This window comes from Ramlibacter sp., from assembly GCA_019635435.1.
GTDB lineage: Bacteria > Pseudomonadota > Gammaproteobacteria > Burkholderiales > Burkholderiaceae_C > JAHBZM01.
On the sequence record JAHBZM010000001.1, the window covers coordinates 2653308 to 2666702 of the forward strand.

The window sequence follows — 13395 nt, forward strand, 5'->3', positions numbered from 1 at the left end:
GCCCCGGCCCGGCACTGCCACCAACCACGCGGGTACAGCATGGAGTTTTTCACCATTTCGTTATTGAACGGTCTCAGCTACGGGCTGCTGCTGTTCATGCTGAGTTCGGGCCTCACGCTGATTTTCAGCATGATGGGCGTGCTCAACTTCGCGCATGCAAGCTTCTACATGCTTGGCGCCTACTTTGCCTACAGCACCACCGAACTGGTCGGCTACTGGCCGGCCCTGTTTGTCGCGCCGCTGCTGGTCGGGGTGCTGGGCGCGGCTTTCGAAAAATACTGCCTGCGCCGGGTGCACAAGTTCGGGCATGTGCCCGAACTGCTGATCACCTTCGGCCTGAGTTTCATCGTGCTCGAAATGGTCCAGTTGATCTGGGGCACCAGTTCGGTCGACTACCGCGTGCCGGCCCTGCTGGATGGCCCGCTGTTCACGATCTACGGCACGCAGTTCCCGATCTACCGCGGCTTCATGATGCTGGTGGCGCTGCTGATGCTGCTGGCCATCTGGCTGCTGCTCACGCGAACCCGCATTGGCCTGGTCATCCAGGCCGCGCTGACCCACCCCGAGGCGGTGGAATCGCTGGGGCACAACGTGCCGCGCGTGTTCATGCTGGTGTTTGGCGGCGGCGCCGCGCTGGCGGGGCTGGCCGGGGTCATTGGCGGCAACGCCTTTGTCACCGAGCCCGGCATGGCCGCCACGGTCGGTTCCGTCATCTTTGTGGTGGTGGTGGTCGGCGGCATGGGCTCGCTGTCGGGCGCCTTCGTGGCGTCGGTGCTGATCGGCGTGATCCAGACCTTTGCGGTGGGCATCGACGCCTCCCTGCTGGGGGCCGCCAAGACCGTGGGGGTCACGGTCACGCCGCAGACATTTGGCTATGCGCTGTGGAAGCTCAAGATCAGCCAGATCGCGCCCATCCTGCCCTATATGTTCCTGGTGCTGATCCTGATATTCAGGCCCAAGGGCCTGCTCGGCACGCGCGAGGGTTGATCATGCAGAAGAACTACTACCAATTCAAACCATTCAATGTGGGCCGCTGGATCGTCTGGAGCCTGTTCGCGGCGCTGCTGCTGGTGGCGCCCATGGTCTTCACGAGCAGCCTGTCGCACACCATGCTCAGCCAGATGGGCATCGCGATCATTGTCTGCCTGTCCTACAACATGTTGCTGGGGCAGGGCGGCATGCTCAGCTTTGGCCATGCGGTGTACTCTGGGCTCGGGTCGTTCCTGGCCATCCACACGCTCAACCTGGTGAGCAAGGGCGCCTTGCCCTTGCCGGTGACCCTGGTTCCCATTGCCGGGGGCCTCTCGGCCGCGTTTTTTGCGGTCATCCTGGGCTGGGTCACCACCAAGAAGGCCGCCACGCCATTTGCCATGATCACGCTGGGCATCGGCGAGCTGGTCTGGGCCATGGCGCTGATGTTCCCCGAATTCTTTGGCGGCGAGGGCGGCATTTCGGGCAACCGCGTCACCGGGGCCAATGCAGGGGGCATTGCCCACGCACTGGGGATCACCTTCGGGCCGCAGATCCAGCTGTACTACCTCATTGCCATCTACACCTTCATCTGCACCGGGCTGATGTTTGCGTTCACGCGCACCCCGCTGGGCCGCATGCTGAACGCGGTGCGTGACAACCCCGAACGCGTGGAGTTCGTGGGCTACGACACCCAGAAGGTGCGCTACTTCGCCTTTGTGATCGCGGCGTTCTTTGCCGGCATCTCGGGCGGGCTGGCCGCGCTGAATTTCGAGATCGTGACGTCGGAGGTGGTCAGCGGTCCGCGCTCGGGCGCGTACCTGCTGTTCACCTTCCTTGGCGGCGCCACCTTCTTCTTCGGGCCGATCATTGGCGCCATCCTCATGGTGCTGGCCTTCGTGCTGCTGTCAGAGCTCACCAAGGCCTGGCTGCTGTACCTGGGCCTGACCTTCCTGTTCATGGTGATGTATGCGCCTGGTGGCGTGGCCAGCCTGATCATGATGAACCTGCGGGTGGCCTCGTTCGGCAAGCTCAAGCAGCTCTGGGTCAGCTACCTTGCGCTGGCGGTGACGGCCCTGGTCACGCTGGTGGGGGCCGCCGCGATGATCGAGATGGTCTACCACCTGCAGCTCAACGCGGCCCTGGGGCCGGAGCTGAAATTCATGGGCGCGCACCTCAACGCCAAGGGCTTCAGCAGCTGGTTCGGCTCGGGGTTTGTGATGCTCACGGGCCTGTTCCTGTTCGAGGTCACGCGCCGCCAGTTTGTCCGTGAGTGGGGCGCCATCCAGGAATACATCGAAAAAGAAATCAAGCGCCGGGAGGCCCTCTGAATGAGCTACGCACTTGAACTGAAAGACCTGCGCAAGAGTTTCGGGCGGACCGAGATCATCCGCGGGGTCAACCTCGCCGTGAACGCGGGTGAGCGCATTGCCATCATCGGCCCCAATGGCGCGGGCAAGTCCACGCTGTTCAACCTGATCAGTGGCCGCTTCGAACCCACGAGCGGCGAAGTGCTGCTCAATGGCCAGCGCGTCAATGGCCTGCGGCCGTTCCAGATCAACCGGCTGGGGCTGTCGCGCAGCTTCCAGATCACCAACATCTTCCCCAAGCTCAGCGTCTTCGAGAACCTGCGCTGCGGGGTGCTCTGGAGCCTGGGCTACAAGTACACCTTCCTCAAATTCCTGGCCGACCTGGACGACGCCAACGACCGGGCCGAGGAACTCATGGAAATGATCAAGCTCGACAGGAAGCGCGACGTGCTGGCCACCAACCTCACCTACGCCGAGCAGCGCGCCCTGGAGATCGGCATCACCATTGCCGGCGGGGCCAACGTGATCCTGCTGGACGAACCCACGGCGGGCATGAGCAAATCCGAGACCTCGCGCTTCATCGACCTGATCAAGGAAGTCACCGTGGGCAAGACCCTGCTGACCGTCGAGCACGACATGGGCGTGGTGTTCGGCCTGGCCGACAAGATCGCCGTGGTGGTGTACGGCGAAGTCCTGGCCTTTGACACACCGGACGCCGTGCGTGCCAACCAGAGCGTGCAGGAAGCCTACCTGGGCTCGCATGTGGCCGACGAACAGGCCGGGGGAGCCCACTGATGCTGCAAATCGACAACCTTCACGCCTTCTACGGCAAGAGCCATGTGCTGCATGGCGTGAGCTTCAACGTCAATCAGGGCGAGATCGTCGCGCTGCTCGGGCGCAACGGCTCCGGCCGCTCCACCACCGCCAAGGCCATCATGGGCATGGTGGACTGCCAGGGGTCCCTGCTGTGGAAGCAGCAGGAGATCATGGGCCGCAAGGCCTACGAGATCGCGCACCTGGGCCTGGGCTACGTGCCCGAGAACCGCGACATCTTCCCCAAACTCACCGTGCACCAGAACCTGCTGCTCGGGCAGAAAGGCAAGGGCAAGGGCGGCCGCTGGTCGTTTGATGACATGTACACCATGTTCCCGCGCCTCAAGGAACGCCAGCACACCGAAGCAGGCGTGCTGTCGGGCGGCGAGCAGCAGATGCTCACGCTGTGCCGAACCCTGATGGGCGATCCGGACCTGATCATCATCGACGAGCCCACCGAAGGCCTGGCACCCAAGATCGTCGAACTGGTGGGTGAATACCTGCTGACCCTGAAGTCGCGCGGCATCTCCGTCTTGCTGATTGAACAGAAGCTCACCATCGCCATGAAGGTGTCGGACCGCGCGCTGGTCATGGGCCATGGAAGCATCGTGTTTCAAGGCACGCCTGACAGCCTGCGCGCTGACGCCTATATTCGCAAGGAGTGGCTCGAAGTTTGAGCCCCGGCGGGGTCTTTTGTCCCACCTGTGACAAGGCCCCGTTGCAGCGCAGCATAATCTCCCTACAATCAAAAACGAACGACCGTTCTTTTCCAACCCATTGAGGACTCCCAGCATGACCGCTGAATACAAAGTTCACGGCGACGTCGCCGTGATCACCATGAACAACCCGCCGGTCAATGGCCTGGGTCATGCGACCCGCGTCGGCCTGACCGATGGCCTGTCCAAAGCCAACGCCGATGCCGCCGTCAAGGCCATCGTCATCACGGGCGCCGGCAAGGCGTTTTCAGGTGGCGCCGACATCAAGGAGTTCGGCACGCCCAAGGCCCTGGCCGAACCCAATCTGCTGTCGGTCATCATCGCGCTGGAGAACTCGGCCAAGCCCGTGGTGGCCGCCATGCACTCGGTGGCCATGGGCGGCGGGCTGGAGCTGGCACTGGGTTGCCACTACCGCATTGCCGCACCGGGCACCAGCATTGCGCTGCCCGAGGTCAAGCTGGGCCTGATTCCCGGCGCGGGTGGCACGCAGCGCCTGCCGCGCGTGGTCGGCGTGGAAGCCGCGCTCAACATGATCGTCAGCGGCGAGCCCGTCAAGAGCGAGATGCTGGCGCAGCTGCCCGGCCAGAAGCTGTTCGACAAGATGGCTGCATCGGCCGAGTCGCTGGCTGAGGAAGCCCTGGCCTTGGCCCGCTCCGTGGCCGACACGCGTCCGCTGCCACTGGTGCGCGACATGAAGGCCAAGCACCCGCTGGGCGACGCCTACTTCCAGTTTGCCCGCAACATGGTCAAGGGCATGGCGAAGAACTATCCGGCGCCCGCCAAGTGCGTGGACGCCGTCGAGGCCGCCACCAAGATGAAGTTTGACGACGGCATGGTGCTGGAGCGCGAGATTTTCACGGCGCTGATGTTCACGCCCGAATGCCGCGCCTTGCGCCACCTGTTCGTGGCCGAGCGCGCTGCCTCCAAGATTCCCGATGTGCCCGAGGACACGCCCAAGCGCGACATCAAGTCGGTGGCCGTGATTGGTGCCGGCACCATGGGCGGCGGCATTTCCATGAACTTCCTCAATGCCGGCATCCCGGTCAAGATCCTGGAGATGAAGCAGGAGGCGCTGGACAAGGGCGTTGCCACTATCCGCAAGAACTACGAAGCCCAGGTCAAGAAGGGCAAGCTCAAGCAGGACAAGTACGACCAGCGCATGGCCCTGCTGAGCACCACGCTGAGCTACGACGAGCTCAAGGACGCCGACCTCGTGATCGAGGCCGTGTTCGAGGAAATGGGCGTCAAGGAAAAGGTCTTCAAGGAACTTGACCGCGTGATGAAGCCCGGCGCCATCCTCGCGTCCAACACGTCCACGCTGGACGTGAACAAGATCGCCTCGTTCACCAAGCGCCCGCAGGACGTGGTCGGCATGCACTTCTTCAGCCCTGCCAACGTCATGAAGTTGCTGGAGGTGGTGCGCGGCGAGAAGACCGCCAAGGACGTGCTGGCCACGGTCATGGCCATTGGCAAGAAGATCAAGAAGACGGCCGTGGTCTCGGGCGTGTGCGATGGCTTCATCGGCAACCGCATGATCGAGCAGTACAGCCGCCAGGCCGGCTTCCTGCTGGACGAAGGTGCGCTGCCGCAGCAGGTGGACAAGGCTATCGAGAAGTTCGGCTTTGCCATGGGCCCGTTCCGCATGGGCGACCTGGCGGGCAACGACATTGGCTGGGCCATCCGCAAGCGCCGTGCCACCGAGCGCGCCGACATGAAATACAGCCGCACCGCCGACAAGCTGTGCGAGCTGGGCCGCTTTGGCCAGAAAACCGGTGCCGGCTGGTATGACTACAAGCCGGGCAAACGCGATGCCATCCCGTCTGACCTGGTCAACAAGATGATCGAGGACCATCGCAAGGAACTGGGCATCACGCCGCGCAAGATTTCGGACGAGGAAATCGTGCAGCGCCTGGTGTTTGCACTGGTCAACGAGGGTGCGCACATCCTGGAAGACGGCATTGCCTCCAAATCCGGCGACATCGACATGGTCTACCTCACGGGCTACGGCTTCCCGATCTACCGTGGTGGCCCGATGCAGTACGCCGACCAGGTAGGCCTGTTCAACGTGGTCGAAGCCATGAAGCGCTTCCAGAAAAACCCGCTGGACGATGCCAAGTTCTGGGAGCCGGCGCCGTTGCTGACCAAGCTGGTGGCTGAGGGCAAGGGCTTCAACTGAAGTTCCACGTCATGATCAAGCGCGTGTTGCTGGCGTTGGTGGGGGTGGTGCTGCTGCTTGTGGCGGCGGTGGCCATCAACACCCTGCGCCAGGGCTCGCGCCAGATTGACGTGCCGCCGGCCCCCCCGCTGGCCATTGACGAGAAGGGCCTGGCCGACAAGCTGTCAGGTGCGATCCGCTTCAAGACCATCTCCAGCCACGAAGACCCGCAGCTCAACGCCGAAGAGTTCCGCAAGTTCCACGCCTACCTCGCACAACGCTTCCCCAGGGTTCATGCCACGCTGCAGCGCGAGGTTGTCGGTGGCCTGAGCCTGCTCTACACCTGGCCGGGCAGCGACCCGAAGGCCTTGCCCATCATGCTGATGGCGCACCAGGACGTGGTGCCCATTGCCCCGGGCACGGAAGCCAACTGGAAGGCAGAGCCATTCGCCGGCGAAATCAAGGACGGCTTCGTCTGGGGCCGCGGCGCCTGGGACGACAAGGCCAACCTGATCTCGCAGCTTGAGGCCCTCGAGATGCTCGTGGCCAGCGGCTTCAAGCCGCGCCAGACCATCTACCTGGCCTCGGGCGCCGATGAAGAGGTAGGGGGCCTGCGCGGCGCGGCGCAGATCGCCAGGCTGCTGCAGTCACGCAACGTCAAGCTCGACTTCGTCATCGACGAAGGCCTGCTGATCACCGACGGCATTATGCCGGGCCTGAGCCGGCCGGCAGCACTGATCGGCATCGCCGAAAAAGGCTACCTGTCGGTGGTCATGAAGGTGCCGGCCACGCCGGGCCATTCGTCCATGCCACCACCGCAGGGCAGCAGCGCCATTGCCATGATGAGCGCGGCCTTGCGCCGCCTGGACGACGAGCAGCTGCCCGCGAGCATCCGCGGCGTGGCGCGCGAGATGTTCGAGACCGTGGCCCCCGAGATGAGCGGCTTTGGCCGCGTGGCGCTGAGCAACCTGTGGCTGTTTGGCCCGCTGGTGCGGGCCCAGCTTGAAAAGGGCGCCAGCACCAACGCCATGATCCGCACCACCACGGCGCTGACCATCGTGAACGCCGGCAACAAGGACAACGTGCTCCCCGGCATGGCCGAGGCCACGGTGAACTTCCGTTTGCTGCCTGGCGACACGCGCGACAGCGTCATGCAGCACGTCAAGGACAAGGCCGCCAACGACCGATTCGAACTCTCCGCGCTGCCGGGCAGTGCCGAGCCTTCGCCCATTTCACCCACGGCATCCAGTTCGTACCAGCTGATCAACCGCACGGTGCGCTCGCTGTTCCCCGAGGCCATCGTCGCGCCGGGCCTGATGGTGGCGGCCACGGATTCGCGCCATTTCAGCGCCATCAGTGACCATGTCTACCGCTTCTCGCCGGTGCGCGCGAAGCCGGAAGACCTGTCGCGCTTTCACGGCACCAACGAACGCATCGCCAGCACCAACCTGGCCGAGCTGGTCCGCTTTTATCACCAACTGTTGCGCAACACCGCTGCAACGCCCTGACTCCCAACACTTCAGAAAGGCCCTGCCATGACCAACGCCGTAATTGTCTCCACCGCCCGCACACCGCTCGCCAAGAGCTGGAAAGGCGCCTTCAACATGACCCATGGCGCCACGCTGGGCGGGCACGCCGTCAGGCACGCCATCCAGCGCGCCGGCATTGATGCCGCCGAGGTGGAAGACGTGATCATGGGCTGCGCCAACCCCGAAGGCGCCACGGGCGCCAACATCGCGCGCCAGATCGCGCTGATGGCCGACTGCCCCATCACCGTGTCGGGCGTGACCGTGAACCGCTTCTGCTCGTCGGGCCTGCAGACCATTGCCCTGGCGGCCCAGCGCGTCATTGCCGGTGAAGGCGACGTCTATGTGGCCGGTGGCGTGGAAAGCATTTCCTGCGTGCAGCAGGAAATGAACACGCACATGATGCGCGACCCCGAACTGAACAAGAAGAAGCCCGAGATCTACTGGAACATGCTGCAGACGGCCGAGCAGGTCGCCAAGCGCTACAACATTGGCCGCGACGCCATGGACGAGTACGGCGCCGCCAGCCAGCAGAAAGCTTGCGCCGCCCAGGCCGCCGGCAAGTTCAACGACGAAATCGCCCCCATCACGGTCAAGGCCGGCGTGGCAGACGCCGTCATGGGCCTGATCACCAAGGAAGTGACCGTGAGCGCCGACGAAGGCCTGCGCGAAGGCACGACCAAGGAAGGCATCAGCGGCATCAAGCCCGCCATCCCCGGTGGCGTGATCTCGGCCGGCAATGCCAGCCAGTTCTCTGACGGCGCCGGCGCCTGCGTGGTCATGAGCGAAGAGCTGGCCAGCAAGCGCGGCCTGAAGCCTCTGGGCCGCTTCCTGGGCTTTGCCGTGGCCGGCTGCGAACCCGACGAAATGGGCATTGGCCCCGTGTTCGCCGTGCCCAAGGTGCTCAAGCGCCTGGGCCTGACGGTCAATGACATCGACCTGTGGGAACTCAATGAAGCCTTTGCCGTGCAGGTCATGTACTGCCGCGACAAGCTGGGCATCCCGGCGGACCGCCTGAACGTCAACGGTGGCGCAATTGCCGTGGGCCACCCCTACGGTGTGAGCGGCCAGCGCCTGACCGGCCACGCCCTGATCGAGGGCAAGCGCCGCGGCGCCAAGCGCGTGGTCGTGACCATGTGCATTGGCGGCGGCATGGGCGCGGCTGGCGTCTTCGAAGTTCTTTAATCCGCGCTCTGCACAGCGGGCCAAGGCAACGCGTTCGCGCGCGGCTTTGGCCCGTGTCACTTGAGGTTCCGTCATGAGTCTTCGCCCCACGCTTGATTTTCTGCTCTACGACTGGCTCCAGGCCGAAGGCCTGAACCAGCGCGAGCGCTTTGCCGACCACTCGCGCGAAACCTTTGATGCGGTGCTGGACACCTGCGAGCGCATTGCGCGCGAGAAATACGCGCCGTTCAACCGCACGGTGGACATAGAGGAGCCCCGCTTCGACGGCGACAAGGTCATCCTGCCCCAGTGCACGCATGACGCCAACCGGGCCTATGCCGAGTCAGGCATGCTCAGCGCCGCCCAGGACCACGACGAGGGTGGCATGCAGTTGCCCTACACGATCGAGGCGGCCGCCAACGGCTTCTTCGGCCTGGCCTCGGTCAGCATGGGCTCGAGCCTGCTGACCAAGGGCAATGCCAACCTGCTGCTGGTGCATGGCACCGAGATGCAGAAGGCCGTGTTTGCGCGCAATGAATTTGCCGGCCGCTTCTCGGGCACCATGTGCCTGAGCGAACCGCATGCGGGCTCGTCGCTGAGCGACATCACCACCCGCGCCGTGCCGGACGGCGAGGGCGCCGAAACCGATCCGCTCGGCCCGCGCTACCGCCTCAAGGGCAACAAGATGTGGATTTCGGCGGGCGAGCACGAGCTGACCGAAAACATCATCCACCTGGTGCTGGCCAAGATCCCCGGGCCCGATGGCAAGCTGATTCCGGGCACACGCGGCATCTCGCTGTTCATCGTGCCCAAGAAACTGGTGGATACGCAGGGGCAACTCACCGGCGTGCGCAATGACGTGGCCCTGGCCGGCCTGAACCACAAGCTGGGCTGGCGCGGCACCACCAACACGCTGCTGAACTTCGGTGAAGGCAAATTCCCGGTGGACGGGCAGGCCGGCGCCGTGGGCTACCTCGTGGGCAAGCCGCACGAAGGCCTGCGCTGCATGTTCCACATGATGAATGAGGCGCGCATTGGCGTGGGCACGGCGGCGGTGATGCTGGGCTTGGCGGGCTACTATGCCTCGCTCGACTACGCGCGCAACCGGCCCCAGGGGCGGCCCGTACAGAAAAGCGGCGCAGGCCAGGCAGGCAAGGACTCGTCGCAGCCGCAGGTCCGCATCATTGAACATGCCGACGTCAAGCGCATGCTGCTGGCCCAGAAGAGCTATTGCGAGGGCGCTCTGGCCCTGGAGCTGTACTGCGCGCGCCTTGTCGATGAGCAGCACACGGGCGATGCCGCCGCCGCTGACGAGGCGCGGCTGCTGCTGGAAGTGCTCACGCCCATTGCCAAGAGCTGGCCCAGCGAATGGTGCCTGGAGGCCAATTCACTGGCGATCCAGATCCACGGTGGCTATGGTTACACGCGCGACTTCCCTGTCGAGCAGTACTGGCGCGACAATCGCCTGAACATGATCCACGAGGGCACGCATGGGATCCAGGCCGCGGACCTGCTGGGCCGCAAGGTGCTCATGGAAGGTGGCAAGGGCCTGCAACTGCTCGCTGCGCGCATCAACGCGACCATCGAGCGCGCCATCCAGCGGCCCGATCTTGCGGCCCACGCCAACGCGCTGGGCCAGGCCCTGCAGCAGGTGGGCGCCGCGACCAAGGCCGCCTGGTCCACGGGTGATCCGGCCGACGCACTGCCCAACGCCGTGCCCTACATGCAGGCCTTTGGCCACATGGTGCTGGCCTGGATCTGGCTGGATGTGGCGCTCGCCGTCCCACCACTGGACGCTAGCAATTCGGTAGCAGCACATGCCGGCCGGCTGCGGGCTACCGCCTATTTCTTCCATTATGAGTTGCCCAAGATAGGGGCCTGGCTGCAGGTGGTCTCCCAACGCGACCTGACCTGTGCCGACATGCCTGAAGAGGCGTTCTGATGGCCTCGGCCAGGGCCATCGCCTGGGTCGAACGCGGCGTCTGGATCTGCATCTACGCGGGCCTGCTCATGCTGGTGCTGGGCCTGGCGGCGCGCGAATCGAGCCCCGTCGCCGCCACGCTGCTGATGGTGACTGGCGCGCTGCTCGCCGCGGCCGGCGTCGTCCTGATCTGGGTGCGCTCGCGCCTGCGCGAAGACAGCTGACGGGAATCGCGCCCGGGACATGCGCGGCCCCGTCAACCGTCGCACAATCAACGTTTACCTGACCCCCCCAAAGAGGACACCCAGATGACCCGAACCATCCAGCAATTGTTTGACCTGAGCGGCAAGACCGCGCTCGTGACCGGCGGCTCGCGCGGCCTGGGCCTGCAGATGGCCCACGCGCTCGGCGAGGCCGGCGCCAGGATCATGCTGAGTTCGCGCAAGGCCGAGGACCTGGAACAAGCCGTGGCCGATCTGCAGGCCGCGGGCATTGACGCGCGCTGGATCGCCGCCGATTGCGCCAGGGAAGAAGACATCCGCCGGCTGGCCGACGAAACCCTGCAGCGCATGGGCCAGATCGACATCCTGGTCAACAACGCGGGCGCCGCCTGGGGTGCCCCGGCAGAGGACCACCCGGTCGAGGCCTGGGACAAGGTGATGAACCTCAACATCCGCGGCTACTTCATCCTGAGCCAGCACGTGGCCAAGCACAGCATGATCCCGCGCCAGCAGGGCCGCATCATCAACCTGGCCAGCATCGCCGGCCTGGGCGGCAACCCGCCCGAGATGCAGACCGTGGCCTACAACACCTCCAAGGGCGCGGTGGTCAACTTCACGCGCGCGCTGGGCTGTGAATGGGGCAAGTACAACATCACCGTCAATGCCATCTGCCCGGGCTTTTTCCCCAGCAAGATGACCATGGGCACGCTCAAGGCCCTGGGCGAGGAAAAGCTGGCTGCGCATGCGCCACTCAAGCGCCTGGGTGACGACGAAGACCTCAAGGGCATCACGCTGCTGTATGCGTCGGATGCCGGCAAGCACATCACGGGCCAGTGGCTGGCGGTGGACGGGGGCGTGAGCGTGATTACCGGAGGCTGAAGTGAACCACCCCCGATGCGCCTGCGGCGCCTCCCCCTCAAGGGGGCGCCACCAGCAGCCCGGCAAAGCCGGTTCTGCGCTGGCCCCGAATGGGAGGGATTTGTGAAGTTCGGCGTCGATATTCCTTTCGTCAATCACCTGGGCTTTGACCTGGTGCTGTTTGAGGGCGGCCAGTCGCAGATTGACTACGAGCCCAAACCCGAACACCTCAACTCGTTTGGTGTGACGCACGGTGGCGCCTCCATGACCCTGCTGGACGTGAGCATGGCCGTGGCCGCGCGCAGCGTGCAAAAGGACATGGGCGTGGTCACCATCGAGATGAAGACCAGCTTCATGCAGCCCGCGCGCGGCAAGCTCAGCGGCAAGGGCCGGCTGATCCACCGCACCGCCACCATGGCTTTCGTGGAAGCCACCATTTTTGACGGCGAGGGCAAGACCTGTGCCCACGCCACCGGCACGTTCAAGTACGTGAAGCGCCTGCCCACCGGGCCCAGAAGCGCCAACCCCCTGAACGTGATTTCAACCGACTGAACAAGGAGACTTTCCATGCCCAAGAACCAGCAGATCCTTCTGGACAACCGCCCCACGGGCGAGGCCACGGCCAGCAATTTCAAGCTCGTGACCACCGAAACGCCCGCGCTCGAAGAGGGCCAGGTGCTGGTGCGCCACCACTTCATGAGCCTGGACCCGTACATGCGCGGCCGCATGAACGACGCCAAGAGCTACGCCGCGCCCCAGCCTCTGGGCCAGGTCATGCAGGGCGGCACGGTGGGCGAGGTGGTGGAAAGCCGCAACGCCAAGTACGCCGTGGGCGACAAGGTGGTGGGCTTCGGCGGCTGGCAGGAATACAGCGTGGTCAATGGCGACCAGGTGGGCGCCCTGCGCAAGGTCGACACCACCCATGTGCCGCTGAGCCACTACCTGGGCGCCGTGGGCATGCCCGGCGTCACGGCCTGGTACGGCCTGGTGAAGATCATCGAGCCCAAGGCCGGCCAGACCGTGGTGGTCAGCGCCGCCACGGGCGCGGTGGGCAGTGCTTTTGGCGCACTGGCCAAGGCCCGCGGCTGCCGCGCCGTGGGCATCGCGGGCGGGCCCGACAAGTGCAAGTACGCGGTGGACGAACTGGGCTTTGATGTCTGCATCGACTACAAGCTGCACAAGGACGCGGCCTCGCTGTCCAAGGCGCTCAAGGAAGCCTGCCCCGACGGCATTGACGGCTATTTTGAAAACGTGGGCGGCATGATCCTGGACGCCGTGCTGACCCGCATGAACGCCTTCGGCAAGATCGCCCTGTGCGGCATGATCGCCGGCTACGACGGCCAGCCGCTGCCCATGGCCTACCCGCAACTGATCCTGACCAACCGCCTGAAGATCCAGGGCTTCATCGTGAGCGAGCACATGGAAGTGTGGCCGGAAGCGCTGAAGGAACTCGGCATGCTGGTTGGCACCGGCAAGCTGCGTCCGCGCGAGTCGGTGGCCGAGGGCCTGGCCGCTGCGCCCGAGGCCTTCCTGGGCTTGCTCAAGGGCAAGAACTTTGGCAAGCAGGTCGTCAAGCTGATCTGAGACTCGCGGCGTTGACTGGTGGACATGGCTGTGCGGCAAAGGCGTGTGCGGATACCCGGCAACGCTTCACTGAAGCGGTCGCCTGCGGCGACTGCCCTGCTCGGCGCTTCAGAGGCGCGCTGCCGGGCATGCGCACACGCCTTTGCTGAAACAGGGTT

General features: G+C 64.8%; 12 protein-coding genes. All 12 read left to right on the forward strand.

All coding sequences use genetic code 11. The features are described 5' to 3' along the window. The first annotated feature begins 39 nt into the window (after window positions 1-39). Window positions 40-987, forward strand: coding sequence for a branched-chain amino acid ABC transporter permease (locus KF796_12820; protein MBX3587515.1), 948 nt, complete (start codon window positions 40-42; stop codon window positions 985-987). A 2-nt stretch (window positions 988-989) separates the two neighbouring features. Next, window positions 990-2300 carry a branched-chain amino acid ABC transporter permease gene (locus KF796_12825; protein ID MBX3587516.1) on the forward strand — a complete coding sequence of 437 codons (1311 nt, stop codon included), beginning with the start codon at window positions 990-992 and terminating at the stop codon, window positions 2298-2300. Then, window positions 2301-3074 (forward strand): ABC transporter ATP-binding protein, encoded by a 774-nt coding sequence (locus KF796_12830; protein MBX3587517.1) that lies wholly within the window; start codon window positions 2301-2303, stop codon window positions 3072-3074. Continuing rightward, on the forward strand, window positions 3074-3769 hold the full coding sequence (locus KF796_12835; protein ID MBX3587518.1) for an ABC transporter ATP-binding protein: 696 nt from the start codon (window positions 3074-3076) through the stop codon (window positions 3767-3769). Before KF796_12830 ends, KF796_12835 begins: the two co-directional genes overlap by 1 nt. Before the next feature lie 115 nt (window positions 3770-3884). Next, window positions 3885-5984, forward strand: coding sequence for an enoyl-CoA hydratase/isomerase family protein (locus KF796_12840; GenBank protein ID MBX3587519.1), 2100 nt, complete (start codon window positions 3885-3887; stop codon window positions 5982-5984). An 11-nt stretch (window positions 5985-5995) separates the two neighbouring features. Then, window positions 5996-7471 (forward strand): M20 family peptidase, encoded by a 1476-nt coding sequence (locus KF796_12845; protein MBX3587520.1) that lies wholly within the window; start codon window positions 5996-5998, stop codon window positions 7469-7471. A gap of 27 nt (window positions 7472-7498) precedes the next feature. Then, window positions 7499-8674 (forward strand): acetyl-CoA C-acyltransferase, encoded by a 1176-nt coding sequence (locus KF796_12850; protein MBX3587521.1) that lies wholly within the window; start codon window positions 7499-7501, stop codon window positions 8672-8674. Between the two features lie 73 nt (window positions 8675-8747). Continuing rightward, window positions 8748-10595 (forward strand): acyl-CoA dehydrogenase, encoded by a 1848-nt coding sequence (locus tag KF796_12855; protein MBX3587522.1) that lies wholly within the window; start codon window positions 8748-8750, stop codon window positions 10593-10595. Beyond that, entirely contained in the window at window positions 10595-10798 is a 204-nt protein-coding gene (locus KF796_12860; protein ID MBX3587523.1) for a hypothetical protein, read from the forward strand. The genes KF796_12855 and KF796_12860 overlap by 1 nt, the downstream gene beginning before the upstream one ends. Window positions 10799-10882: 84 nt before the next feature. Continuing rightward, complete coding sequence (locus KF796_12865; GenBank protein ID MBX3587524.1) at window positions 10883-11674, forward strand: SDR family oxidoreductase; 792 nt, start codon at window positions 10883-10885, stop codon at window positions 11672-11674. Between the two features lie 15 nt (window positions 11675-11689). Further along, the gene (locus tag KF796_12870) at window positions 11690-12205 is read left to right on the forward strand and encodes a PaaI family thioesterase (protein ID MBX3587525.1); all 516 of its coding nucleotides are present in this window, start codon (window positions 11690-11692) and stop codon (window positions 12203-12205) included. Window positions 12206-12220: 15 nt separating this feature from the next. Continuing rightward, window positions 12221-13237 (forward strand): NADP-dependent oxidoreductase, encoded by a 1017-nt coding sequence (locus KF796_12875; protein MBX3587526.1) that lies wholly within the window; start codon window positions 12221-12223, stop codon window positions 13235-13237. Window positions 13238-13395: the final 158 nt, after the last annotated feature.

Bases quoted from the DNA above. Each gene is read 5' to 3' on its own strand.
- KF796_12865 (MBX3587524.1), top strand. From the start codon at position 10,883: ATGACCCGAACCATCCAGCAATTGTTTGACCTGAGCGGCAAGACCGCG.
- KF796_12870 (MBX3587525.1), top strand. From the start codon at position 11,690: ATGCGCCTGCGGCGCCTCCCCCTCAAGGGGGCGCCACCAGCAGCCCGG.
- KF796_12820 (MBX3587515.1), top strand. From the start codon at position 40: ATGGAGTTTTTCACCATTTCGTTATTGAACGGTCTCAGCTACGGGCTG.
- KF796_12855 (MBX3587522.1), top strand. From the start codon at position 8,748: ATGAGTCTTCGCCCCACGCTTGATTTTCTGCTCTACGACTGGCTCCAG.
- KF796_12850 (MBX3587521.1), top strand. From the start codon at position 7,499: ATGACCAACGCCGTAATTGTCTCCACCGCCCGCACACCGCTCGCCAAG.
- KF796_12840 (MBX3587519.1), top strand. From the start codon at position 3,885: ATGACCGCTGAATACAAAGTTCACGGCGACGTCGCCGTGATCACCATG.
- KF796_12860 (MBX3587523.1), top strand. From the start codon at position 10,595: ATGGCCTCGGCCAGGGCCATCGCCTGGGTCGAACGCGGCGTCTGGATC.
- KF796_12835 (MBX3587518.1), top strand. From the start codon at position 3,074: ATGCTGCAAATCGACAACCTTCACGCCTTCTACGGCAAGAGCCATGTG.
- KF796_12845 (MBX3587520.1), top strand. From the start codon at position 5,996: ATGATCAAGCGCGTGTTGCTGGCGTTGGTGGGGGTGGTGCTGCTGCTT.
- KF796_12825 (MBX3587516.1), top strand. From the start codon at position 990: ATGCAGAAGAACTACTACCAATTCAAACCATTCAATGTGGGCCGCTGG.
- KF796_12875 (MBX3587526.1), top strand. From the start codon at position 12,221: ATGCCCAAGAACCAGCAGATCCTTCTGGACAACCGCCCCACGGGCGAG.
- KF796_12830 (MBX3587517.1), top strand. From the start codon at position 2,301: ATGAGCTACGCACTTGAACTGAAAGACCTGCGCAAGAGTTTCGGGCGG.